This is a genomic window from Proteiniphilum saccharofermentans (genome assembly GCF_900095135.1).
GTDB classification, from domain to species: Bacteria; Bacteroidota; Bacteroidia; order Bacteroidales; family Dysgonomonadaceae; genus Proteiniphilum; species Proteiniphilum saccharofermentans.
Genome location: NZ_LT605205.1, coordinates 3,951,502 through 3,976,393, shown reverse-complemented (window position 1 = coordinate 3,976,393; position 24,892 = coordinate 3,951,502). Strand labels below are relative to the sequence as shown.

The 24,892-nt window shown below is 44.0% G+C and carries 19 protein-coding genes; 15 read left to right on the top strand and 4 right to left on the bottom strand.

Annotated features, from left to right (window positions below; all coding sequences use genetic code 11):
- Positions 1–149 precede the first annotated feature (149 nt).
- The 7 genes from PSM36_RS15465 (at position 150) to PSM36_RS15440 (ending at position 12,556) form a co-directional block, all read left to right on the top strand.
- Positions 150–2,237 carry a glycoside hydrolase family 172 protein gene (locus PSM36_RS15465; RefSeq protein WP_083711093.1) on the top strand — a complete coding sequence of 696 codons (2,088 nt, stop codon included), beginning with the start codon at positions 150–152 and terminating at the stop codon, positions 2,235–2,237.
- 137 nt (positions 2,238–2,374) lie between these two features.
- Entirely contained in the window at positions 2,375–3,784 is a 1,410-nt protein-coding gene (gene rlmD / locus PSM36_RS15460; RefSeq protein ID WP_076931673.1) for a 23S rRNA (uracil(1939)-C(5))-methyltransferase RlmD, read from the top strand.
- Positions 3,785–4,269: 485 nt separating this feature from the next.
- Complete coding sequence (locus tag PSM36_RS17840; RefSeq protein WP_317042247.1) at positions 4,270–4,368, top strand: DUF4466 family protein; 99 nt, start codon at positions 4,270–4,272, stop codon at positions 4,366–4,368.
- A gap of 2 nt (positions 4,369–4,370) precedes the next feature.
- Positions 4,371–5,615, top strand: coding sequence for a glycoside hydrolase family 88 protein (locus PSM36_RS15455; protein ID WP_076931672.1), 1,245 nt, complete (start codon positions 4,371–4,373; stop codon positions 5,613–5,615).
- A gap of 72 nt (positions 5,616–5,687) precedes the next feature.
- On the top strand, positions 5,688–7,577 hold the full coding sequence (locus PSM36_RS15450) for a heparinase II/III domain-containing protein (RefSeq protein ID WP_076931671.1): 1,890 nt from the start codon (positions 5,688–5,690) through the stop codon (positions 7,575–7,577).
- A gap of 59 nt (positions 7,578–7,636) precedes the next feature.
- Positions 7,637–10,270 (top strand): heparinase II/III domain-containing protein, encoded by a 2,634-nt coding sequence (locus PSM36_RS15445; protein ID WP_076931670.1) that lies wholly within the window; start codon positions 7,637–7,639, stop codon positions 10,268–10,270.
- A 57-nt stretch (positions 10,271–10,327) separates the two neighbouring features.
- Positions 10,328–12,556 (top strand): polysaccharide lyase family 8 super-sandwich domain-containing protein, encoded by a 2,229-nt coding sequence (locus PSM36_RS15440; RefSeq protein WP_076931669.1) that lies wholly within the window; start codon positions 10,328–10,330, stop codon positions 12,554–12,556.
- A 16-nt stretch (positions 12,557–12,572) separates the two neighbouring features.
- Here the strand turns inward: PSM36_RS15440 and PSM36_RS15435 are convergent, their stop codons facing one another.
- The 3 genes from PSM36_RS15435 to PSM36_RS15425 all read right to left on the bottom strand — a co-directional run bounded on the left by PSM36_RS15435 (position 12,573) and on the right by PSM36_RS15425 (position 14,500).
- A complete protein-coding gene (locus PSM36_RS15435; protein ID WP_076931668.1) occupies positions 12,573–13,484 on the bottom strand; it encodes a TraB/GumN family protein in 912 nt (303 codons plus the stop codon).
- Positions 13,485–13,546: 62 nt separating this feature from the next.
- On the bottom strand, positions 13,547–13,867 hold the full coding sequence (locus PSM36_RS15430; RefSeq protein WP_076931667.1) for a hypothetical protein: 321 nt from the start codon (positions 13,865–13,867) through the stop codon (positions 13,547–13,549).
- A gap of 111 nt (positions 13,868–13,978) precedes the next feature.
- Positions 13,979–14,500 (bottom strand): ferritin, encoded by a 522-nt coding sequence (locus tag PSM36_RS15425; protein WP_076931666.1) that lies wholly within the window; start codon positions 14,498–14,500, stop codon positions 13,979–13,981.
- Positions 14,501–14,724: 224 nt separating this feature from the next.
- On the opposite strand from PSM36_RS15425, the gene spt reads away from it, so the two are divergent.
- From spt to PSM36_RS15400, 5 genes are all read left to right on the top strand, one after another.
- Positions 14,725–15,918 (top strand): serine palmitoyltransferase, encoded by a 1,194-nt coding sequence (gene spt, locus PSM36_RS15420; protein WP_076932320.1) that lies wholly within the window; start codon positions 14,725–14,727, stop codon positions 15,916–15,918.
- 112 nt (positions 15,919–16,030) lie between these two features.
- Positions 16,031–17,509: an IMP dehydrogenase gene (gene guaB / locus PSM36_RS15415; protein ID WP_076931665.1), complete on the top strand. Its 1,479-nt coding sequence runs from the start codon at positions 16,031–16,033 to the stop codon at positions 17,507–17,509.
- 245 nt (positions 17,510–17,754) lie between these two features.
- The gene (locus PSM36_RS15410) at positions 17,755–18,291 is read left to right on the top strand and encodes an RNA polymerase sigma factor (protein ID WP_076931664.1); all 537 of its coding nucleotides are present in this window, start codon (positions 17,755–17,757) and stop codon (positions 18,289–18,291) included.
- Between the two features lie 13 nt (positions 18,292–18,304).
- The gene (locus tag PSM36_RS15405) at positions 18,305–19,570 is read left to right on the top strand and encodes an outer membrane beta-barrel protein (protein WP_076931663.1); all 1,266 of its coding nucleotides are present in this window, start codon (positions 18,305–18,307) and stop codon (positions 19,568–19,570) included.
- Positions 19,571–19,852: 282 nt separating this feature from the next.
- Entirely contained in the window at positions 19,853–21,127 is a 1,275-nt protein-coding gene (locus PSM36_RS15400) for an LVIVD repeat-containing protein (RefSeq protein ID WP_076931662.1), read from the top strand.
- 81 nt (positions 21,128–21,208) lie between these two features.
- Here the strand turns inward: PSM36_RS15400 and PSM36_RS15395 are convergent, their stop codons facing one another.
- The gene (locus tag PSM36_RS15395; protein WP_232001470.1) at positions 21,209–21,970 is read right to left on the bottom strand and encodes a protein-L-isoaspartate(D-aspartate) O-methyltransferase; all 762 of its coding nucleotides are present in this window, start codon (positions 21,968–21,970) and stop codon (positions 21,209–21,211) included.
- Positions 21,971–22,151: 181 nt separating this feature from the next.
- Here PSM36_RS15395 and PSM36_RS15390 point away from each other — a divergent pair, with 181 nt between their 5' ends.
- From PSM36_RS15390 to PSM36_RS15380, 3 genes are read left to right on the top strand one after another with little or no spacing between them, the layout of a single operon-like run.
- Positions 22,152–23,279: an NlpC/P60 family protein gene (locus PSM36_RS15390; RefSeq protein WP_161947583.1), complete on the top strand. Its 1,128-nt coding sequence runs from the start codon at positions 22,152–22,154 to the stop codon at positions 23,277–23,279.
- 4 nt (positions 23,280–23,283) lie between these two features.
- On the top strand, positions 23,284–24,438 hold the full coding sequence (locus tag PSM36_RS15385; RefSeq protein WP_076932318.1) for a dipeptide epimerase: 1,155 nt from the start codon (positions 23,284–23,286) through the stop codon (positions 24,436–24,438).
- Positions 24,439–24,492: 54 nt separating this feature from the next.
- A complete protein-coding gene (locus tag PSM36_RS15380) occupies positions 24,493–24,858 on the top strand; it encodes a DMT family protein (RefSeq protein WP_076931660.1) in 366 nt (121 codons plus the stop codon).
- Positions 24,859–24,892: the final 34 nt, after the last annotated feature.

Sequence of the window (24,892 nt, the reverse complement as noted above, 5' to 3'; positions counted from 1 at the left end):
GCAGGAGTGAATGGTCTCTGGTTTATAAAAACAGTTAAATAGAACTTTGATGAGAAAATATTACACTTTTATGGCACAATATTTTCTTCAACAGCAAATTTATGAATTAACTTTGGTTTTCATGAATTTGTATTTAATAAGAAAATAGCATGAATTCAACAGTCCATCAACTGGGGATATTATTTTTTATGTTACTGATAAGTTTCAACGTTACCTATTCCCAACAGGTTGTGTCATTCGAAAGTCTTCTGCAAGAAATGACAGATAGAGAAAATCTGGCGGAATACCCCTCGCCATTTTATACATGTAGACAATTCAGCAGTTATGACAGGGCATCTGTAGATCCTGATCTCAAAAGCTGGTTTGCCAATTGGGACCGGAACATGTTTTTAAGAACAGAAGTCGATCATGATCGAAAAGAATATGTCCTGATGGATGCAAAAGGTCCCGGGGCAATTGTCCGTATATGGATGACTTTTTCCGGTAAAGATTCAGGGAGAGGGATATTAAGGATATATCTCGATGATTATTCTACCCCCGCAATTGAGGGCGACGCTTTAAGCATTATCAGCGGGGGACAATTGGTAGGAGCGCCTCTTTCGAGTTCCGTATCGGACCTGACGGATTATGGTATGAGAGGGCATAATCTTTATTTACCAATACCTTATTCCGGCAAATGCAAAATTACTTATGAGAGTGATAATATAAAGAGCATGGGAGCTAAAAGCGGGGAAGAAGAAGCCATATATTACAATATAAATTATCGTATATATGAAAGTAAAACGCAAGTAAAAACCTTTGAAATGTCCCAGTTGCTTGCCGCAAAAGAACTAATAGATACGACTCAGAAAAAGCTAACAGATAAGGATGTCCTCATTTCACAGGAAATGAAAAAAGACACATTGCAAGGATTAATTCCTGTGGGTGAAAATCTGAATTTGACTATACATAACGATCATTCAGCAATACGCAAAATAACCCTCAGGATGAATGCCGGGAATTATGAACAGGCATTACGCAGTACAATAATTCATATTTTGTTCGATGGTAATAAGGCAATTAGTTGTCCCATAGGCGACTTTTTCGGAACCGGGTATAAAATAAGAAAAAACAGTTCATGGTACACGAAAATTGAAGATGACGGCACTATGTCTTGTTATTGGGTAATGCCTTTTAAGAGAAAATGTGATATTTTGCTTGAAAACAGAGGGGATCAGGATGTGAAGATTGACTATGCGGAGATCATCACTCTTCCCTATAAATGGACGAAAAACACAATGTATTTTTGTTCGACCTGGAAACAATATAGCTTTTTAAGCACAGGGGAAATGAAAAATAATGAAGGAGACGGTTTTCCCTTCGATATAAATTACGTGAAGTTAAAAGGACGAGGAGTGTATGTCGGGGACTGCTTAACTTTGTTCAATACTGTCTACGCATGGTGGGGAGAAGGTGATGAGAAAATATATGTCGACGGTGAATCTTTTCCTTCGCATTTCGGAACCGGAACTGAAGATTATTACGGATATGCATGGTGTCGGCCGGAAAAATTTACAGGACATCCTTTTATAGCTCAACCGGATGGCAGTGGGAATTTTGATCCGGGGTATACAAACAATGTCAGGTTTCGCTCACTGGATGCAATACCCTTCGAAAAATCTTTAAGATTTGACATGGAGATGTGGCATTGGACAAAGGCTGTGATCCATTTTTCACCCATTACTTTTTGGTACATCAGTCCCAAAGATATAAAAAATATTCCTCGTTCAAACCTCTCAGATGCATCTTTTCCCGTAGCAATGAGTCGCGAAGATGTAGTTTCACCTCTAATAGTGAATAATAAGGTAGAAGCTGAGAATATGATATTAGAAAAAGTAACAGGAGGTAATTTTCGTTACAGCAACAATGTTAACAGAGGATGGAGTAATAATATGCAGGTTTTTTGGAGTGATATGAAACCAAAAGATACTCTTACGCTATCTTTTTTCTCAAATGAGGAGCGGGTGTCTGATGTGACAATTCAATTTTCCAAAGGTCCGAAGTATGGAACTTTTTCACTTTCAATTAATCAGGGAGATGGTGTAATTATAGATTCATTCGAAGAGAATGATATAATCAATGAATATACATTGAAGAATGTAGTGATTAATAGAGGGAGGAATCTCCTGAATATGGAATATTTGATGCCAGCGGATAAAAATCAGATCGGTATTGACTTTATTGAGCTCTCTGATTAAAAGAGTACACTAATTTGCAAAGAGCGTTAAGGCCGTGTGTCCGAAATCCTTTTCAACGGACAAACCTGATTTTGTTTTATGATGTATAAAAGAAATCAGTGGATAAATTTTATCTTTGTAGTTGTAAAGTGAGACAGATGGCAAGAAAGAAAAAGCAACTTCCCTTATTGGAAAATATTCTTATTACTGATGTGGCTGCCGAGGGTAAGGCGATTGCCAAGGTAGACGGCATGGCTGTCTTCGTGCCTTTTGCAGTGCCCGGAGATGTGGTGGATATTCAGTTGACACGGAAAAAGAACAGCTTTGCAGAGGGTAGGGTGGTACGCATTGAAAAATATGCAGAAAACAGAACGGTGCCATTTTGTAGTCATTTTGGAGTCTGTGGCGGTTGTAAGTGGCAGATGTTGCCTTATAACGAGCAGTTGAAGCAGAAGCACCGGCAGGTGACGGATAACCTTGAGCGGATAGGAAAGATCGATCTGCCCGACTTTAACCCCATTCTGGGTGCGTCTCATGCAACCTTTTACAGGAATAAACTGGAATTCACCTTTTCCAATAAGAAATGGTTGACCGAAGCACAAATAGCGAGCAACGAAACGTTCGACAATATGAATGCACTGGGTTTTCATATCCCCGGAATGTTCGATAAAGTACTGGATATCGATAAATGCTGGCTTCAGGATGACCTCTCCAACCAGATAAGGAATGCAGTCCGGGAGTTTTGCCTGGAGAACGGTTACACCTTTTTCGACCTTCGCAACCAGGTGGGACTGATGCGTACGCTCATCATCCGCAACAGTTCCATTGGAGAATGGATGGTGATCGTGGTCTTTTATGAAGACGATCCGGAAAAAAGAGAGAAACTGATGAATTTCATTACCGAAGAATTTCCGCAAATCACTTCATTACTCTATGTCGTCAACCAAAAAGCCAACGATACGATCACCGATCAGGAAGTGATTGTCTGGCGTGGTCGCGATCATATTTACGAAGAGATGGAAGGGCTTAAATTCAAAATCGGTCCCAAATCGTTTTTCCAGACCAATAGCGAACAGGCGTATAATCTTTATAAAGTAGCGCGTGATTTTGCACAATTGTCAGGAAAGGAGACGGTCTACGACCTTTACACCGGTACCGGCAGCATTGCCAATTTCGTGGCGCGGAATGCCAAAAAGGTGGTGGGGATAGAATATGTTCCTGAAGCTATTCATGATGCACATGAGAATTCACGTTTGAACGGAATTGATAACACCCTCTTTTATGCCGGTGATATGAAAGATGTGCTTACTGCCGATTTTATATCTGAGCATGGACGTCCGGATGTGATTATCACCGATCCGCCCCGGGCCGGTATGCACAATGATGTGATTGATGCGATCCTTCTGGCTGAACCGGAGCGGATTGTGTATGTAAGTTGTAATCCTGCCACACAGGCACGCGACCTGAGCTTGCTTGATGGCAAGTACAGGGTTACCCGTGTGCAACCTGTCGACATGTTTCCCCACACGCATCATGTGGAAAATGTGGTGTTGCTGGAGAAAAGATGATACCTGCATCTATTATTACCCCTCATCAGTCACTACTATTCTGGAAGTTCTATTATTGCTTGGGTTTGCGTTATTTTGAGAGTGCGATTGAATAAATTGAGTACATAGAAGGTGGTAATTTGTAGAATTTTATTAATTTTACAGGCGTTATCCTGCTGATAAATGGTGTTTTCGGTTGATTTTCAGCTGAAGGGTTATTCTTTGAATGTTGGATCGTTTATGGTAACTTGTGTGTTCGTACACGGAGGATTATAGTTTTCGGTATTTTTTTTAATTTTATAAATCATGTGATTTATAATGAGAAATGAAAAAATATATATTACGTGGGTTAATGTGTGATTCATACAAAGATTTCATTGTTTTGTATGAATACTGGACTCCACATTTATACCAATTTGTTTTTTCACTCGTTAAATCTCGACCGATACTGGAAAAGAGGTCTCATATAAATTTTCGGCGAAAGTGAGTAACGGACAGTCTGTTGAATAGTTGAAACCGGTGATGGAGCTTACCGTGCTTTCGTATACATCAATAAAGCGACTGCAAGTGAGGTGACTATCAGTATGAAACGTTATAAAATGTAAATATGCAAAAAAACTATTTATTATTACTTGTGATTGTATTTGTGGGGTGTACTTCACAGTCATCCCCCGGGAAGATGAAGGATGCTCTGGTAAGAGATAATCTTGCGTTTGCTGAACAGCAGCTCCGGTTTGCCTTTGAAGCCATTGATGCGGCCCATCAGATAAACGGTACTACTCCAGAAGAACGCCCTTCCCCGAGGAATATTGAACCGGATGGTTCGCTGCGGTTGGTAAGAGCCCGGGACTGGACTTCCGGGTTCTTCCCGGGCAATCTCTGGTATATGTATGAACTGACCAATGATGATTATTGGAAGGCAGCGGCAATAAAACATACCGGTTACCTGGAGTCGTTAAAGAGCTACAAAGGGACACACGACCTGGGATTTATGATGTATTGCAGTTATGGAAACGGTTTACGGTTATCCGGCGTGCCGGGATATCAGGATATCCTGCTTGAAACGGCCGAATCGTTAATCTCCCGTTATAATCCTCTTATAGGATGTATTCGTTCATGGGACCATAATGGTGATAAATGGCAGTTCCCGGTCATTATTGATAATATGATGAATCTCGAACTTCTCTTCTGGGCATCGAAGGTCAGCGGAGACCCTAAGTACCGGGATATTGCCGTTACCCATGCCAATACGACCATGCAGAACCACTTCAGGCCCGATTACAGTAGCTTCCATGTGGTTGATTATGATGCTGCCGGCGACGGAAAGGCTATCCAGTTCCATACACACCAGGGGTATTCGCATGAATCGGCCTGGGCAAGGGGACAGGCGTGGGGTTTATATGGATATACCCTGTGTTTCAGGGAGACAGGAGATAAGAGGTATTTGGAACAGGCAGAGGCGATCGCCAACTTTATACTGGCACATCCGAACCTGCCGGAAGATAAGGTTCCCTACTGGGATTTTGATACTCCGGATATTCCCGATGCACCCCGTGATGTTTCTGCCGGAACCATTACAGCTTCCGCATTGTATGAACTATCTACGATGGGTACGGATAAGGGGGACTATTATCGGGAAATGGCAGACCGGATCATTGAGAGTGTCTCGAAGAAGTATCGTGCCGGCTTGCATGAGCAGCACGGTTTCCTAACCATATCGAGCATCGGTCATTTGCCGCATGGTTCGGAGATTAATGTGCCGATCATATATGCTGACTACTATTTTATCGAGTCGCTTGTTCGCAGGGAACGCCTGGCCAACGGGGCACCTGTTGTCCAGGAAGTTCGATAAAATACTGAACCCCGGTTGAGGGTATGGATGAAAGCTGAAATAGGAAAATAAAATGAAATTATTTAGACAAATATGAAAACACAACATTATTATGTTATCTCTTTTTTATGTATTATAATGCTTTCATCCTCCTCAATATCAGGTCTGTTGAAAGCGTCGGGCAGGGATGATATTCCCAAACTCGACAACCCCATGACGGTGCAATACCTGAAAAAAAATCTGAGGAAATCCCAACCCCGCCTTGTCTTGAACAGTTCTGCGGAAAAGACGCTCAGGCGAAAGCTGAAGACAGACCCGGTTACCCGGAATATGTATGAGGCTATCCGGTTGAACGCCGGCAAAGTCATGGAGGAGCCTTTATTGGAAAGGATTCAGACCGGACGGCGGTTATTGTCGGTCTCCCGCGAAATGCTTTACCGCATGAATATGCTCGGAATGGTGTATCGCATCGATAAAGATCCGAAAATACTGGAGCGGATCAATGACGAACTGGTAGCAGTTTGTAATTTCCGGGACTGGAACCCTTCCCATTTCCTTGATGTGGCGGAGATGGCGATGGCGGTGGCTATCGGACTCGACTGGACAGCGGGTGATCTTCCGCAGTCAACTATTGACTTGGCACAAAGTGCTCTGATTGAAAAGGGTATCCTTCCAGGTTGGCCTGAAAATGGAAAGAACCCGAGTTGGGCCTACGGCACGAATAACTGGAATCAGGTATGTAATGGTGGTATGATTGCTGCTTCTATTGCCATTGCCGGGAAAGATCCCGAACTTGCTGCGAAGACTATTCGAAGGGCATTGGACGGTCTGCCTCACTCATTGGTTGAATACATGCCCGATGGGGTATATCCCGAAGGTTCTACTTACTGGGAATATGGAACCAGCTTTTCCGCAACTACTGTGGCCATGCTTGAGAGCGCTTTTGGAAAAGACTTTGGACATTCCGACTATCCGGGATTCAAAGAGAGTGCGGTTTTCAGGGTGCTGATGAATGCGCCATCCGGATGGTATTATAATTTTGCTGATTGCGGGGACAGGCGCAGTGTGCAGGGAGATGAAACCCTCGCATGGTTTGCTGCAAAATCCGGGAATGCTTCTTTTTTCGAAAAAGAACGGTTTCTAATACCTCCCGCCAAGATGGGGAAATTATCACGGCTCGCCGGTGCAGCGCTGGTGTGGATTGCTCAATATGAGGAAAAAGGAAAAGGGGAGATCCCTACGGCCTGGAAGGGGGGAGGTTCTAATCCCGTTGTTGTTTTTACAGGAGAAAAGGGTGACCGCCATAATTATTACTTTGGAGGAAAAGGAGGGCGAGGTACGGTCAACCATGGGAATATGGATGGCGGTTCGTTTGTCTTCGAATTAAACGGAGTACGCTGGGTAGTAGATCCGGGAAATCAGAGTTATCATGAGCTGGAACAGACCGGGTTCGATTTATGGAGTCGTTGTCAGGAATGTGAGCGATGGACTTTGCTTACCAAAAATAATTTTGGGCATAGTACTTTAACTGTCAACGACCAACTGCATGTGGTTGACGGATTAGCCACTATTGTAGATTTTAAAGATGGAGCGATGCCTGAAGCTACCATCGATCTGACACCTACCTTCCGTGGGCAGTTAAAGGAGGCTAAGCGGAGATTCATTAAAGATTCTGCTACCTCGCTTGTGATTGAAGATTATATTGAGACTATCGGTTCCACAGAACTTGTTACATGGCAGCTAATGACTACTTCTGACGTGGAACTGACAAATAATGGAGTTATCCTCAGACAGTCAGGCAAGAGTTTAAGGGTAGAGAATATTTCCCATCCCGGCCTGGCAATGTCGGTTGTGTCTCTTTATCCTGCACCCTTAAAACTGGACAGACAGATGAAAGCCCTGAAACGTGTCGAACTAAGAATACCTGCATGGACTATCGACAATGGAAAAAGTTCCATAAAAGTACGGCTTTCGGAAATGTAGACTTTGGGCCATTTATTTGAATCAATTTAGAAACTGTTTGTCTTTGAGTTTTGTAGATTATGAGCAGAGTAGTTGTATTCCTTTTTACGCTGTGTGCGGGTATCTTTTATAGTACGGGGCAGAATCAACATGAACATCCCCGTCTCCTGGTGAAGGATACCGGGAAAAAATATATTCTTGATAAAATAGAACAACATGAATGGGCCAAGTCCATATTCAATGAGCATTATGATAAAGTAAGCCCTTATGTGGAGCGCCATCAAAGCGATCCGGAGTGGATACTGGGCAGGTATCTTATGAACCGGGTAGAGGGAAAGCGTTACACCCATGCATACGATGACGGGACAGGCCATTATATAGTAAGGTACTCGGGGGATGCTCCGGTGCCCACAGTGAGGGTTTCCACCCATAAAAGGAATCCTGTTACTGAAAGTGGCGCTCCCTATGTTATGCCGTCCCTTGAAGAGTTGGTACCTAATGATACATCCATGTATATTTGGGCGTTGAATACCGAAACCAATAAGAAAGATTTTATCGATCCACAACAGTTTGTTTCAATAATCAATGGAGAAATCAATGACCTGGCTCTCAGTGCTGCTGTTATTTACTGGTTGAAAGAAGATGAGAGTTATGCCAGATTTGCCGCAGATATTTTAGATCAGTGGGCACAGGGGGTATTTTATCAGGAACCCATCATAGGTGCGTGCCGAACCGGACTTTTAGATATCCAGACACTTGGTGATAACCGGTATCAAAGTTTGATACTTGCATACGATTTTTTATATCCTTTTTTGAAAAAGGAAGGATATGAGTTGAGCCGGTATCAGCACGTTTTTGAGAAATTTGCATCCACACTCACATTCAGGGGATTCTGGAATAATAATTGGTATGCGGCAGTAAGTGCAACTTTGGTGTATGCTGTATTGAGCCTGGATGACAAAGAGAAACAGGACTATTACCTCCAGTTCGTATTGGAAAGGGATACTATCGACGGATCCTGTGGCCGTTTGAGTCTTGCTACCACTGTAAAAGAGTGGTTGACTCCGGATGGGCATTGGAAAGAACCGGGTGGATACCATAACTTCCCGGTCTCCAATCTTATTAAGGCTGCCTTTACTTTAGAGAAAAATGGATATCCGGTATTTCAGCAATATCCTGAATTGTTTGATGCTACCTATGCCATGTTAAAATATTCATTTCCTAATCTGTATGTTTCTGCCTTTGGCGATACCGGAAGGGCTTTTCAAAGTCCTGAAACACTGGAAATAGGATTGGTGATTGCTACGGAATATAACCGTCCTGAGGTTCCGGGCATGATGGCGGCCATGAACACGATTACCGGACATGGAATGTATGATCGCAGTAAGTCCGGGCTTATGGGGTTGCTTACCTATCTGCCCGATTTTCCGGAGGGGGTGAGCCAACCTTATGTGTGGGCACGGAGTGGAGAGTTGGATTTTGCCCGGTTCTATTTCCAAAGGAACGGTACGGATGAAAAGCAGGGACTTATGTATGGGGTACAGGGGGCAAGTTACAACCACAACCATTGCAATGGCATGGCAATGGAACTATATGGTTGTGGGGAAGTGATGGGTATTGATGCCGGAACGGGTCCGAATTATGAACACCCTTTGCACCAGGGTTATTTTAGTCAATGGGCGGCGCATAACACTGTAGTGGCAGCGGGTAGATCCAGTTCCATCCCTTTCAGCGGTGCTGCCGGGAAGAAAAATATCGGACAGGTTGAGTTGGCTGCTATGGAACCTTTACCGGGGAAGAATGGCGTTTCACCCTATCATTCATTTACAGATACCAGGTATCTGGATATATCCACCCATACAAATCAGCTGCGAACAATGGGTATCATCCGTACATCCGATTCAACCGGTTACTATATCGATATCTTCCGTTCTGATAACCAGATATCGAACGATTATGTCTATCATAATATAGGTGATTCCTTTGTTTTTTCAGGTCAATCAGGTAACCCTTTGCAGATGGAGTCTGCCAAATATCCCTTGGTGGAGGAGGATTATCCCGGATTTAGATTTTTCACTGATGTGGAGAAAATGGAGAATGTAAGGGAAAATGTCAGGGGGCTATTTTCTGCCAAAGACAGGCAGGGACAGGATATATTCATGCATGTCTTTTTACCTGCATCGGACAAGGTTTACTACCGGGCAAAATCACCGGCAGTCAGAACCGGTGGACGCCAATATTTCAATCGGCCATTGCCGTTGTTTACAGTCCGTTCGGAGGAGGAGGCATGGACAGAACCATTTATTTGTATTTTTGAACCTTCTGTCTCTAAGGAAAATAATACGATAGTGTCAGTGGAAAGAATCGCTGAATTGTGTGACAGTGAAAATACAGTAATCCGCGTTTGGCACAAGGATGGTTCTGCCCAGATAATTTTTCAGGGGAATTGCGCGAAAAGGATTATTAAAGGCGATCATTTTAGTTTCTCAGGCTCTTTTGGTGTAATTTCAACGGATGTGAATGGAAATTTGGAGTCGTTATATTTGGGTGAAGGACACCATATCGCTTACAGTGATGTAAAAGTTAAGAGCATTGATGCTCCGGCTTCTGTTTTTATCCGGCTCGATGATAAAAATGAGTACTCGGTTTCAGGTAATCAGCCGGTAAAGATTGATTTAAGCGGGACAATAATTAATTATTTGCTTACCGATTAAGGTACAAAGTAGTATAGTAGTGAAGAAAGAGTTTATAAGATTAAATAATATAAATCAATGATAAGAAGATTAATCGTTATACTGGGTATATTGCTCCTGTGTAGTGGGGCCGCTACTGCCGGGGTAAATACTCCTGCCGATGTGAAAGTTATTAAAGCACGGGTATTGAAGTCACTCATGGTTCCTCATGGGGATGATAGCAGGGTGGAAAGACTGGTCGATTCCATCAGGGATGACGGAACGTGGCCTGGTATTGACTATAAAGATGTGTCGAATGAAGGTTTCCGGCATACCGTTCATTTGGGGAATATGGTACTGCTTGCCAGGGCATATCAGGTAAAACCATCCAAGTTTTATAAAAACAGAAAAGTGAGAAATACAATTGAGTTGGCGCTCAAACACTGGGTCGAAAATGATTATATCTGCGATAACTGGTGGCATAATGAAGTTGGTACGCCTACCCAGCTTGTCAACCTGATGCTGATAACAGGGGATGATTTGTCAAAAGACCTGGTAGTAAAGACACAACCGATCATAGGCCGGGCGCACATTGACGCACCGGGTGCACGGCCGGGCGGTGACAGGATAAAGATTGCCGGCATCCAGGCCAAAAATATGTTATTCATTGGGGATGGGGAAACTTTTGAGAAAGTGATCGGGGTAATTGAAAATGAGATTAAATATGTGGAATGGATCGGCCGTGAATATGGTTACACCTATCGTCTGCACGAAGGAGGATTCTCTAACCGTTCAGCGGGAGGACGCGGCATTCAGTATGGCAATAGCTTCCATCACAGAACGGATGGGGTGAACAATACCCTTTCCTACGGGTTGGGCTATGCCGATTCTTTTATCGAATGGGCTGTATATACAGCCGGTACCGGTTATGCTTTTTCTGAAGATAAGATAGCACGGTTGGTGGATTATTTTCTGGATGGCATTTGTAAAATGGCTGCCTTTGGAAAGTACCCCGATCCGGGGGCAAAAAACCGGGAGGTGAGCCGTCATGGCAGTTTACGCCCATTTAGTACCCGAAGCGCGGAAGATCTTTTAAAGACTACCTGTTACAGGGCCGGGGAGTTGCAGGAGATAGTCAATATCCGGGCTAATGACGGGATCAAACCGACCCTGTCGCACGCAACCTTCTTCTGGAATACGGAACACTTTGCCTATCAGCGTCCGGAGTGGTACACCTCTGTAAGGATGTATTCCACCCGTACATACAATATGGAGGTGGGTTACAACAGCGAGGGTCTTTTGAATCACCACCGGGGTGACGGGACTAACCATATTTCACGAACCGGAGAAGAATATTCTGATATTTTTCCTGTATTCGACTATCAAAAGGTGCCGGGAGCCACTATTATGCAAAAGGAGGAACTCCCTCCTCCGGGACAGATACAGAAGATTGGCCTGACCGATTTTGTGGGTGCAGTAACTGATGGTACATACGGTGCTGTCGCTTTTGATTTCAAGAGCCCGCACGATCCGCTGATAGCCCGCAAATCATGGTTTTTCTTTGACGATGAATATGTTTGCCTGGGGGCCGGTATTTCCGGCAGGCAACAATTACCGGTAGTCACGACATTGAATCAGTGTTTGCTTCGGGGTGATGTAGTCATTTCGTCCGGAAATCAACATGCTGTAATAGCCAAAGGAGAAAGAGAGCATGAAAACGTTGATTGGGTCTTTCACGATGGAATAGGATATGTTTTTCCTGAATCGACAAAGGTTTCCTTGACGAATGACAGTGCAACCGGTTCATGGTGGGATATCAACAAGCAGACCAGCACACCGAAAGAGAAGGTTAGCATGGAGGTGTTCAAATTGTGGCTTGATCACGGTATGAGACCATCCGACGCTACCTATGAATATATTGTAGTACCCGCCACCTCTTTAGAGAAAATGCGACAAAATAATGCAACAAAAAATATTGATATATTAGTGAATACCCCCTATGTCCAGGCTGTCAGGCACACCGGAACTGATATTTGCCAGGCAGTATTTTACAAGGGAGGAGAGGTAAATATCGGAGACAATCTGACTCTTTCTTCCGATAATCCGGGAATTGTGATGGTAAAAATGAAGAATGGTGCAATTACAAAAATCTCCGTCTCCGATCCCAATCGTGAATTGACGAGGTTCAACCTTTTTGTCTCTGTCAGGATCGAAGGGGGAGGAGATAATTGGCATGCCGTATGGCATGCCGCTAAGGGTGGAAGTCATATTGTTATTGAATTGCCGTACGGAAATTATGCAGGCGATAGTGTAACGATTGAGTTTTGATCAGGGGTATTCTGTTTCACCTGACTGCTTCCACATTATATCCCAATTTCTTCAGTCCTTCAATCAGTCCTTCGTCTCCCGGCAGGTGCAGGCAGCCAACGGCAATAAATGAGGATTTATCTTCCATGATGGATGGGAGTTGGTCCAGCCATTTCCTATTACGGTCGCCGTTCAGCACATTTTTCTCCTCTTCCGTAGAAGGGCAGGGATCGTCAGGTATTTCTTTTTCGTACAATTGGCGCAAGACTTCAATATCCTGAGCATGATAGGCCGCCTGCATTTCATCCATCTGCTCTTTCAGCATTTCCGGATGTTTCACCATGCAGATCAACATCTCAGCCTGGCGTTCCAATGATTGCGAATTCAATAATACATAGATCTGATCTTCCGCAGTCTCAAGTCCTACTACCGGACGTGACCGTTTCAGTGCTTCTTCCTGGAAGTAATAATCTATGTTTTGCGCCGAAGCTACAGAAGGATAATATCGTTGGTAGAGTGAGATGGAAACCAGGTTTGAGAGCATGGCCGGCTTCAGTTGTCCCAATTGGTCGAGACCAACCCCCACTACGGCACGGAGCATACTGTCCAGCACCGCTGTATCTTCAGGGGAGAGTAAAGTCGCGTAGGCAATATCCGGTGGTAGCATGCCTTCACCCATGATCTTCATCTGCATCTCCGACATGTCACTCATATCGAGTTCACCTACGGTCTGCTCTGTTTCTTCGAAAGCAGCCTCAATTCCGGGTATACTATCCAGAAAGGAGATGGGGACAAGGTGATGTGTCCCGAAAATATAGGATGGTTTCTGTAATCCATTTCCTGATATTTTCCACAAGAGGGAACTCTCTGTCTTGTTTGAAGCTCCGGAGGAACAGGAAAGCAATAAGAATATCGCTGTTACAGCGATGAAGACCTTTTTATAATGCATTTGATTATTTATGTTTTTTCTTTGTGGGTATGGAATTATTTGCTATTTAGTGGAACTTATATTTATTGCCGTACTTTTGCGAAACCGGCATCGGGAGTTTTCTCTAAATGGCTTTTTTCTTTCCCTATGCCCAGGAAATCGAACAGGAACCAGAAGATCGTGAAAGAGGGTATCACGTCGGTAGCCGGTAACAATTCTTCAAGGAAGGTGATCAGTGAGGTATATTTCCCTTTTCTCTCCCCGAACATCTTATAGCTGATGGAGGCGGCTATGGGAGCCCAGACGACGTCCAGAAACGGGCCGATAACAGGGATGGCCAAAGAGGCCATGCCAACAGTATCCAACAACACACACTTGATCAGTTTCCTGTATTTATTATCCATATTGATATTTTACACTTCAGGCGGTAAAAGTAAATATAAAAAGGATTACCGGGAAAAAAATAAGCAATATCTTTTTATAAATTTTTCTGGTTATTATTAACGGTGTAAAAATTATTCGCTGCCGGTAGTTGTGTCGAGTGGAGTATAACTCCTCTTGGACAACTCCTTGTCCATCGTATAAATACCAAAGCCATTATCGCCGATCAGCCTTAACCCGTCAATCAGACCCTGCGCGGTTTCTTCCTCTTCTACCTGTTCGCTTACGAACCATTGCAGCATATTTTCTGAAGCAAAGTCATTTTCTTTGCGTGACATGGCGACCAGATTGTTGATAAGGGAGGTAACAACCCTCTCGTGTTCTAATGTCACTTCAAATGCATGCAGTAACGAATCCCACGATGTGTCTACTTTGTCAATGGGTTGCAGCTCTACCCTGTTCCCTTTGGAAATAAGATAATTCATCAACTTGTGGGCATGATCCTGTTCTTCCTTAAACTGTACCTTGAACCAGTTCGCGAAGCCGGGAAGACCTTTGTGCGCAAAATGCACCGACATGGAAAGATAGAGATAAGCCGACCAAAGTTCGGCATTGATCTGTTTATTAATTGCAATTTCTAATTCTTTACTTACCATAATTCTGTCTGTTTATCATATTTAATGTCTATTGAGGTTAAAACGCTTTTCGGGTTAAAATGTTTATAAGTACATAGTTTCAACAAAATTCCCCATATTTCAAAAATTAACCCTACTTCGGAAATTAAATTAATTGCTATCTTTGCGAATTGATTGCGTTCATGGTTAAAAAGATGCTTCCGGTACTTTTTTAAGTGGGGGCTTATTCTTTAAATTTTTTTCAGATGAATCTTTTAAGGGAAAAAATGATGAAATATGATGCTCCGCAACGCGCAAAGGCGGCGGGTATCTACCCCTATTTCCGGGCTATTGAGAGTGACCAGGATACCGAGGTAGTCATCAACGGAAAAAAAGTGTTGATGTTCGGTTCCAATGCATATTTGGGGTTGACCAATCATCCGAAAGTGAAAGAGGCGGCCGTTGCCGCAACCAAAAAATATGGTACCGGGATGGCCGGTTCCCGCTTCCTGAACGGTACACTCGATATTCACCTGGAGTTGGAACGGAAACTTGCCAATTTCATGAATAAGGATGAGGCCATTGTATTTTCTACCGGCTTCACCGTCAATGAGGGGGTACTGGGATGTCTCACGGGAAGGGATGATTTTATTATCTGGGATGAAAGGGACCATGCTTCCATTATAGAGGGACTTCGTACTTCCTATTCTACAAAGTTTAAATTTCGTCATAACGATGTGGCGCATTTGGAGAAACAATTAAAACGCTGCCATCAGGGAAAGGTGAAATTAATTGTTGTAGATGGTGTATTCAGCATGGAGGGAGATCTGGCCAATCTACCCGAGATTGTGAAATTGGCGAAGAAATATAATGCCAACATTATGGTTGATGAAGCCCATAGCCTGGGTGTTCTCGGTCGAAAATACAGTGGACGTGGAGTGTGCGATCATTTTGGCCTGCTTAATGATGTGGACCTGGTGATGGGTACTTTCAGTAAATCTCTGGCGTCAATCGGGGGTTTTGTGGCGGGCGATTACCCTGTTATCAATTACCTGCGTCACAATGCCCGGACAAATATATTCAGTGCAAGTATTACCCCTGCTGCCACTGCTGCTGCATCAGCCGCCCTGGATATATTGAAGGCGGAACCCGAACGGGTGAAGAATTTGTGGGAACTTACCCATTATGCCATCAACCAGTTCAAAGAAAGAGGTTTTGAGCTGGGCCCGACCGCAACACCCATTATGCCTCTCTATGTGCGTGACAATGACAAGACTTTCCTCGTTACCAAGCTTCTGTTTGAAGAAGGTATCTTTGTCAATCCGGTCGTATCTCCGGCAGTTTCCCCGGGCGATACGCTCATTCGCTATTCGTTGATGGCGACACATACCAAAGAGCAGATAGATTACTCTCTAGAGCATATTGCCAAAGTATTTAAAAATCTAAATATCTTGCCATAGCAGGATAAAACAACATTAGGAAAGCCTATCATTAAAATTAACATCAGAGATCAGATTAGTTCGCGAAAAAATACCTACTTTTGTATGCAATAAAAATTTAAAGTGAAAACTTATGTCATTTATTGCAGATAAAATCATCATGGAAGGGTTGACTTTCGACGACCTTCTGTTAGTCCCCGCTTATTCGGAGGTACTCCCCAAGAATGTAGATCTCTCTACGCAGTTTTCCAGAAATATATCACTTAATATTCCTATGGTGTCGGCTGCTATGGATACAGTGACCGAAACCACAATGGCCATCGCGATTGCCCGCGAAGGAGGGATCGGTGTGATCCATAAGAATATGAGCATTGCGGAGCAGGCCAAACAGGTACGAGCCGTGAAACGTGCCGAAAACGGAATGATCCTGAACCCTATCAGTATTACTCCCGATAAGAAAGTGTCTGATGCACTGGCCATGATGGCCGAGTTCAAAATCGGCGGGATTCCTGTAGTGGACAGGGATAATAAACTGGAAGGTATCGTCACGAACCGGGATCTCCGTTTTGAGAAGTCGATGGAGAAGCAGATCAGTGAAGTGATGACAAAGGAGAATCTGGTCACTACCCGCCAGACGGCTAACCTGGAGGATGCCGCGGAGATCCTTCAGCAATATAAAATCGAAAAATTGCCCGTGGTTGACTCCAATAATAAGTTGGTTGGTCTGATCACCTATAAAGATATCACAAAAGCGAAGGATAAGCCGTTTGCCTGCAAAGATGAACAGGGGCGACTGCGTGTGGCAGCAGGAATTGGTGTGACGCACGACTCTGTCGAAAGGGCGACAGCCCTTATTGAGGCGGGTGTGGATGCGATCGTGATCGATACTGCGCATGGACATTCTAAAGGGGTGGCAGATATGCTTAGGCTGGTAAAGAAGACCTTCCCCGAAATCGATGTGGTGGTGGGTAATATTGCTACCGGAGATGCCGCCAGGTTTTTGGTCGATGCCGGTGCCGATGCCGTAAAGGTGGGAATAGGCCCCGGATCGATATGTACCACCCGTGTAATTGCCGGGGTAGGAGTACCCCAGTTGTCGGCCATCTATGAAGTGGCTACCGCACTGAAAGGCACGGGTGTCCCTGTGATCGCTGACGGTGGATTGCGCTATTCGGGAGATATTGTAAAAGCGTTGGCGGCAGGAGGTTCCTCGGTGATGATGGGCTCATTGCTTGCCGGCACGGAAGAGTCGCCCGGTGAGACAATTATCTTCAATGGCCGTAAATTCAAATCTTATCGTGGAATGGGATCACTCTCTGCCATGCAACAAGGTTCGAAAGACCGTTATTTCCAGGATGTGGAGGATGATATCAAGAAGCTTGTTCCGGAGGGGATTGAAGCCCGTGTACCGTTTAAAGGAACGCTGCAGGAGGTGGTCTATCAGATGGTGGGTGGACTTCGTTCCGGTATGGGGTATTGCGGAGCGGCGAATATTAAGAAACTGCATGAGGCAAAATTCACCCGTATTTCTTCTGCCGGATATGTTGAAAGTCACCCCCACGGAGTGATGATCACGCGTGAAGCGCCCAATTACAGTAAGGGGAGTGAGTGACCTCTCCGGGTGTAGTTATTAGCATACATGTTGATTAGCAGATTTGTTGATTTACTGATTGGTAGATTGATAAATCTGCTGATTAATAATTATTGAATTCCCCATTGGCATATTGACCTTTTCTTCTCCTTAAATGCATACACTTTCCGAATTACATTCGGATTAAAAAAAATAACCAAAAATTTGTTGTATCTCTGCAACGTTTTGCTTTCAACGAACGTCATTATAATAAACAGGGAAATTTTATGTCGGAACAACGATTAATACTTGCTTGCAAGCAGGGAAAATTGTGGGCGAGGAAAGAAGTGTACGACCAGTACGCTCCTGCCATGATGGCTCTATGCAGGCGCTATGTCTCCGATATGGAAGATGCCAAAGACGTGTTACAGGAAGGCTTCCTGAAAATTTTTGTTGAAATAGGACAATATTCGGGAAAAGGTTCTTTTGGAGGATGGATAAGGAAAATTTTTGTGAATACCTCACTCGATTATATGCGGAAGAAGAATCGCCTGAAGCAGAAAGAATTGTTAACGGATGTTGAGATGGAATGTTCCGGCAGTGTTCCCGATATGGCAGATATCACAGCTGACGATTTAATCCGTTGTATCGACGAGCTTCCCGATACCCATCGAGCGGTTTTTAATCTCTTTGCGGTGGAGGGTTTTAGCCATCGGGAAATTGCTGCATTGCTGAATATTCCCGAAAGCACGTCACGTTCATTCTTTTTCAGGGCGAGGCAGTTATTGCAAAAGAAGGTCACAGAATTAATGGATCACAGATAAACAGGTAGCAAAAATGCGGTCAGATGATAAATATATAGATAAACCGGATGACTTTGCGAGGAAAGTCGGCAATAAGCTGCGCGAGCATCGGATACCTGTAGACCCAGAGGTGTGGGATTCGTTAACGGACAGACTCCGGCCATGCAGGAAGCCTGTTTTCACCTATTGGTCGTGGGGGGTAGCAGGCGTAGCTGTGGTATTGCTCTCGGTATTGTTTTTATTGAACCCTTTTGGGAAAGAACCTTTACTTACAGAGGACTCGCAATTCCCCGAACAAATAAGAAAGGAAAAAGTTATAAAGCCGGAAAGCAGGATACAGGTAGCAGCAACTACGGATCAGACAGGATCTCCAAAACCGTCGCAGGGTGTTATGCCAACTGAGGATGTAAAACCGGCAGAAATTGTAGAGTTGGTTGATGTTCTGGATCCGATTGAAGTTGCTGAGTTGTCAGAAAATGAAATATCAGGTGGGATCCCAGTGCCGGAGAAGATGCCCAATCAGGAAGAAGTTATAAGGTATGAGGTGGAAGAACTTCCGGTGGGAGGGTTATTGGCTGAGAATGGTAATTCTTCCCCTCCTCAGGAGCAACGCGGACTTCGGTCGTTGATAGCGGCTTTGGGGAGCGGTGGTGCCCCTTTGGATTTTTCATTAGGTATTTATGATACTGATGAAAAAATCTATGATGGTTATTTTCCGGGGGGTGGCCTTCATGACGGAAGTGGAGTGGGTTCCGGAGGAGAGTCCAATTTACTTGATCCGGATGATTATACCGAGGTCATTCATCGTCTTCCCGTCTCATTCAGCCTGACGGCTGATTTTCCAATTGCTGAGGACATGACTCTGGAAACCGGATTGTCCTACACTTACCTTTCTTCTCGTTACAGGCGCAATGATAATTTCATTTACCGGGGTACATTACGGCAACACTATTTAGGTATACCGGTAAACCTGAGATATACCGTGTGGCAAAATGATGTATGGAACGTGTATTTGCTGGGTGGCGGGAGCGTCGAGAAGGGACTTCGCTCAATTTACAAACAGGAGATCGAGCAAAATGGCGGCGTGGTATATCACACTAATCTCTATAGCAGGATCAAAGGGTTACAGTTTTCTGCACAGGGCGGAGCCGGATTCAGCTATCAGTTGCAGGGGAACCTAAGTCTGTTCGGTGAGCCTCGGATTGTCTACTATTTCAGGAATAACCAACCAATGAGCGCCCGCACGGAAAATCCGTTGATATTCGGATTAAATATGGGGATAAGACTACAGTTTAAGTGAATAATGAATAGTTAAGAGTGAAGAATTTCCTGGTTTTTAGTTTTCATTTTTCATTCTTGATTTTTAGAAACTGTTTAAATTTTATTGCTATACTATTTTGAATCTATTTTGAAATAGATTTTTTATTTTTTTCTTGCGGATTTAGCGGGCTAAATCAAAAGGAAAAAGTGAAAAAGATGCGCAAAAGAGACCAAAATAGTAGCAAAGAAAAATAGACAGTACAATTATAAAAAATATTTCGGTAAAATTTAAACAGTTTCTTAATTTAAAAATAGTTTGATCATGAAAAAACTGACTTTTTTTCTATTAATGACCGGTCTTTTTGCTTTGCCGGGGTGTAGGGATTATGTAGATGAATATGTAACCTACACAGTGAATGAGCCTGTGTTTATGTCGGCTTCTGAATTCAGGAGCACGGTCGATGTGGAAGGGCCTAAGCCTATTGAAAAACAGGGGAAAATTGTTTTTTATGACGAATACCTCTATATTTCCCAACCGGAGAAAGGAATCCATATCATCGACAATCGCAATCCGTCGGATCCGCGCAATATTGCTTTTATCGAATTATTGGGAAATGCAGATATGCATGTGCGTAATAATATGCTGTATGCCGATTCATATGTCGATTTGGTTTGGTTCGATATCAATGATCCGGCTAAACCGGTGTTCAAAGGGCGGAAAGAAGAGGTTTTTCCAGAGGCGTTACCATTAACGGAAAATGGATTCGGTATCGATTATGATAAATTTGCGGATCGGGGCAACAAGGTCGTTGTGGGATGGAAAACCGTGGAGAAAAAAGAGCTGGTTCGTAATTACAAACCCCGTTGGTGGAGCTGGGGCGGTGTGACTGAAGATCTGGTGTATAACGATGCCGCTTCGTATAGTGGAGGTGGTGTAGGGGTAGTCGGCTCCATGTCGCGCTTCGCTATTTATCAGGACAATCTTTATACTGTAATGAACAATATGCTCGGGATCTTCGATTTATCAGGAGAGACACCCGTAAAAACCGGTGAAGATATATATGTGGGCTTCAGTGTGGAAACCATTTTCAGCTACAAGAACTGTATGTTCATGGGAACCCCCACGGGGATGATCATTTATTCGCTGGAAGATCCGTTAAAACCCGAGCGTCAGTCCATGATTACCCATGTGTTCGGTTGTGATCCGGTGGTGGTGGAAAACGACATCGCCTATGTAACCGTTCGTTCCGGTACCTTTTGCGGTCAAGACGCCAATGAGCTGATCGTTGTGGATGTGAGCGATGTAAAGAAACCCCAACACATCGTCACCTACAACATGAAAAACCCGAAAGGGCTGGGGATCGATAATGGTACACTTTTCGTCTGTGATGATGGTCTGCGGGTATTCAACGCTGAAAATCCGAGCGCCATTATGTATAAGGACAATATACTTGCGCATTTCAAAGATATTGACGGGTTTGATGTGATCCCCTTCAATAATGTGCTGATGATGATTGCAGAAGACGGGATATACCAGTACGACTATACCGATGTGAAAAGTATAAGGCGGTTGAGCCGTTTACCGATCGGTAAATGAAACTTCCCTGTTTGCTCAATTTCCTGCTGTCGTTGTAGAAATACAGCGGCAGCTTTTTTTATCGGATCCCTTGGGGTATCTCTATTTTACTGTTCCTTCCTGCATGGGAACAAAGATAAAATCCCCGTGCTCCGATTCCTTGAATTCATTCTCACTTATCCTCCGGATAACGGTCATTTTTTGTCCTGCCCTTCCTCCCACAGGTGCAACCATCCATCCACCTATGCGTAGTTGCTGTAATAGCTTTTCAGGGATCTTCTCCGGTGCAGCGGTGATCAGTATCTTGTCGAAAGGAGCATGTTCGGGCAGTCCTTCGAAGCCATCACCAAAAAAGAGATTCGGATAATATCCCAATTTGTTCAGGGTCTCTTTGGCGCTTTCATACAGGTTGTAGTACCTCTCTATGCTGTAAACCTCTGCCTCCATTTCGCATAGTACCGCCGCTTGGTATCCGCTGCCGGTTCCTATCTCCAGTACTTTTTCACCCGGTTTCAATTGCAATAGCTGGGTCTGCCAGGCTACTGTGAAAGGTTGAGAGATGGTTTGTCCGCTTTCGATCGGTAGTGGGCGATCCTCATAAGCGTATGCGGAGAGTTGCGCGTCGATAAAGGAATGTCTCGGGATATTGCCGATAGCCGTTAAAACACGCTTGTCGGAAATGCCTTTTTTCTTTAATTCTTTGGCTAGTTTTTTTGCTTCGTCGTGTCGCCGGGGAAGATCTGTCATGTGGATATCTGATTTCTTTTGCTGGTTTCTAGTACTGTTCGATGCGCAGGTGATCAGCCCTATACAGAAAAGGGCAATAATGAACACCGTAATGGGATGCTGCTTTCCTCTTCTCATAATATGCGGTTTCTAGTGTGATAAAAGCAAAGATAATGATATTCTGTGTCTTATATGAATTTTTCATTATATTATTTTCAGTTCAATAAAAAGTTGTATATTTCGCATAATTTTCATAGCGGTAATTGAAATGCAAAAAATATTTTTTTTATTTGTCTTGTTCTTTTCAACGTTATCTGTTATGTCTCAGAATAGTGATATGGACTCTGTGATTAAGTTGTTAAAGGAGAAATATGCGCCTGATAGCCGTGTCGGGGTATTCAATGTGGAGGCTGTGGAGCAAGGGGGCCAGCTTATCCTTAAAGGTGAAACGAGCAGTAGGTTGGCTTATGATGATCTGATTTTACAGGCGAAAGCAATATCAGGAATTGTGAGAGACAGTATTCGCCTGCTGCCTGGCCGGGAGTTGGGCGATACAGTATGGGGCGTGATTTATAATTCGGCAGGGACTCTTCGTGCTGAACCCCGTTACGGTTCTGAATTGGTATCCCAGGGATTGTTGGGAATGCCGGTAATGATACTGGAGAAACGCGGTGGATGGTGGCGTATACAGACTCCGGATAAATATATTGGTTGGATGAACGGATCGGTAAAAGCGATGACAAAGCCGGAGTTACAGCAATACCTGCAAAAACCAAAGATTATTGTTACATCTGTTTTTGCCCATTCACTGGAGAAGCCGGAAAGAGATTCCTTGCCTGTTTCCGATCTGGTCACGGGCAATATGTTAGTAATGAAAGGCGCTAATGGAGAATTCTATCATGTGGAATATCCCGACGGTCGTGAAGGATATGTCAGTAAATCGGATGGTGTCGAAACTACAGAATGGTTGAAGGGTATTAAGTTGACCGGTGAAAGTATTGTAAATACCGCATACCGGTTTATGGGAATACCTTACCTTTGGGGAGGCACTTCTTCCAGGGGGTTGGATTGCAGTGGGTTTACCAAAACCGTCTATTTTATGCACGGTGTCATTTTGGCCCGTGATGCTTCCCAGCAGGTTCATAGCGGTAAACTGACAGACGATCAGGGTGATTTCAGTAATGCCTTGCCGGGAGACCTGCTCTTTTTCGGTTCAAAAGCGACTGATGACAATCCGGAAGAAAAGGTGGTACATGTAGGTATATACATCGGGAATAACCGTTTTATCCACGCTTCCGATTATATCCATGTCAGTAGTCTTGATCCGGCTGATCCGTTGTATGATGGGTATAACAGGAACCGTTACCTTCGAACCAAACGTATTGTCGGCATGGTAGGTACACCAGGAATCGAGACTATCTTCGAAAATGAATTTTATAAGCAATGAGAGTATGAAAGAGGATCGTCGTCACTTTCTAAAGATATCAGCCATGGCTGCCGCATCTCTGGCTGCAACGTCAATACTGCCCGCTTGCTCTTCCAAAAGAAACAGACAACCAAACAGCACAATGAAACTATCCTGGACTCCTTATGACCTGCAGTTGAACCATACATTTACCATCTCCGGGTTTTCACGTACGACCACACCTGTGGTACTGATTAAAATAGAATATGACGGACTGGAAGGTTACGGCGAAGCATCCCTGCCTCCTTATCTTGGAGAAACACAGGCTTCGGTGATCGAATTCCTCAGGAAAGTGGATCTGTCAGGCTTTACGGGGCCTGATCATATTGAAGGGATAATGGCTTATGTTGACAGCATTGCCGGGAAAAACACGGCGGCAAAGGCGGCTGTCGATATTGCCCTGCATGATCTGGTGGGGAAGATCGCAGGTATGCCGTGGTACAAGATACGGAAATTGGACAAATACAATGTGCCGGATACTACCTTTACCATCGGTATCGACAGCGATGAAGTGGTGCGCGAAAAGACACGCGAAGCGCTTGGACGATTCAACATCCTGAAGGTAAAGGTAGGTGGCCCTGACGATAAGAGAATGATCGAAGCCATACGTTCAGAAACCGATCTGCCGTTGGCCGTGGATGCCAATCAGGGGTGGAAAGACCGCCAACAGGCACTTGATATGATCTTCTGGCTGAAGGAGAAAGGGGTAGTGATGGTAGAGCAACCTATGCCGAAACAGGATCTGGATAATATTGCCCGCCTCACCGAAGAAAGCCCTCTTCCAATTTTTGCCGATGAGTCGATACAACGTCTTGCTGATGTGGAGCGCATGAAAGGAGTCTTTTCCGGGATTAATATCAAGCTGATGAAGTGTACCGGTATGCATGAAGCGTGGAAAATGCGGGGGTTGGCTTCCTCGTTGGGAATGAAGGTAATGATAGGGTGTATGACCGAAACCTCTTGTGCGATATCGGCCGCGGCCCAGCTTTATTCAGGAATGGATTTTGCCGACCTTGATGGTGCACTCCTGATAGGGAATGATTGTTTCGATGGTGCAAAACTTGAAAATGGAAAGATTATACCTAACGACCGGCCCGGTATCGGGGTAAAACCGATAAAAGAGTTGATCTTTGGAAGATAAAAATCTTGTTCGTACATTTGCGCGATTTTTTCACTTCTTTTTCAGGTTATTGGAATGAATTATCTTCTCACTATCGGACTTTTGATCTGTTCAAATGTCTTTATGACTTTTGCATGGTACGGACATTTAAAATTGGCAGAAAATGCATGGTTCAGTAAATTGCCGCTTATCGGGGTGATCGTCTTCAGTTGGCTGGTTGCCTTTTTCGAATACTGCTTTCAGGTTCCGGCAAACCGTATTGGGTTTGAAGGAAACGGAGGCAGTTTCTCTCTCCTGCAACTGAAAGTCATACAGGAAGTAATTACTTTGGTCGTCTTCGTCATTTTTTCATTCCTCGCTTTCGGTACCCAATTGAAATGGAACCACTTTCTTGGATTTGTCTTTCTGGTACTCGCAGTCTATTTTATTTTTAAGGGGTAACGGGTCGGTATCGTTTATGGGTATATCGGTTTCA

Bases quoted from the DNA above. Each gene is read 5' to 3' on its own strand.
- PSM36_RS15400 (WP_076931662.1), top strand. From the start codon at position 19,853: ATGAAAAAACTGACTTTTTTTCTATTAATGACCGGTCTTTTTGCTTTG.
- PSM36_RS15395 (WP_232001470.1), bottom strand. From the start codon at position 21,970: ATGAGAAGAGGAAAGCAGCATCCCATTACGGTGTTCATTATTGCCCTT.
- PSM36_RS15380 (WP_076931660.1), top strand. From the start codon at position 24,493: ATGAATTATCTTCTCACTATCGGACTTTTGATCTGTTCAAATGTCTTT.
- PSM36_RS15440 (WP_076931669.1), top strand. From the start codon at position 10,328: ATGATAAGAAGATTAATCGTTATACTGGGTATATTGCTCCTGTGTAGT.
- rlmD (WP_076931673.1), top strand. From the start codon at position 2,375: ATGGCAAGAAAGAAAAAGCAACTTCCCTTATTGGAAAATATTCTTATT.
- PSM36_RS15425 (WP_076931666.1), bottom strand. From the start codon at position 14,500: ATGGTAAGTAAAGAATTAGAAATTGCAATTAATAAACAGATCAATGCC.
- spt (WP_076932320.1), top strand. From the start codon at position 14,725: ATGAATCTTTTAAGGGAAAAAATGATGAAATATGATGCTCCGCAACGC.
- PSM36_RS15455 (WP_076931672.1), top strand. From the start codon at position 4,371: ATGCAAAAAAACTATTTATTATTACTTGTGATTGTATTTGTGGGGTGT.
- PSM36_RS15410 (WP_076931664.1), top strand. From the start codon at position 17,755: ATGTCGGAACAACGATTAATACTTGCTTGCAAGCAGGGAAAATTGTGG.
- PSM36_RS15450 (WP_076931671.1), top strand. From the start codon at position 5,688: ATGAAAACACAACATTATTATGTTATCTCTTTTTTATGTATTATAATG.
- PSM36_RS15385 (WP_076932318.1), top strand. From the start codon at position 23,284: ATGAAAGAGGATCGTCGTCACTTTCTAAAGATATCAGCCATGGCTGCC.
- PSM36_RS15465 (WP_083711093.1), top strand. From the start codon at position 150: ATGAATTCAACAGTCCATCAACTGGGGATATTATTTTTTATGTTACTG.
- PSM36_RS15435 (WP_076931668.1), bottom strand. From the start codon at position 13,484: ATGCATTATAAAAAGGTCTTCATCGCTGTAACAGCGATATTCTTATTG.
- guaB (WP_076931665.1), top strand. From the start codon at position 16,031: ATGTCATTTATTGCAGATAAAATCATCATGGAAGGGTTGACTTTCGAC.
- PSM36_RS15390 (WP_161947583.1), top strand. From the start codon at position 22,152: ATGTCTCAGAATAGTGATATGGACTCTGTGATTAAGTTGTTAAAGGAG.
- PSM36_RS15445 (WP_076931670.1), top strand. From the start codon at position 7,637: ATGAGCAGAGTAGTTGTATTCCTTTTTACGCTGTGTGCGGGTATCTTT.
- PSM36_RS15405 (WP_076931663.1), top strand. From the start codon at position 18,305: ATGCGGTCAGATGATAAATATATAGATAAACCGGATGACTTTGCGAGG.
- PSM36_RS15430 (WP_076931667.1), bottom strand. From the start codon at position 13,867: ATGGATAATAAATACAGGAAACTGATCAAGTGTGTGTTGTTGGATACT.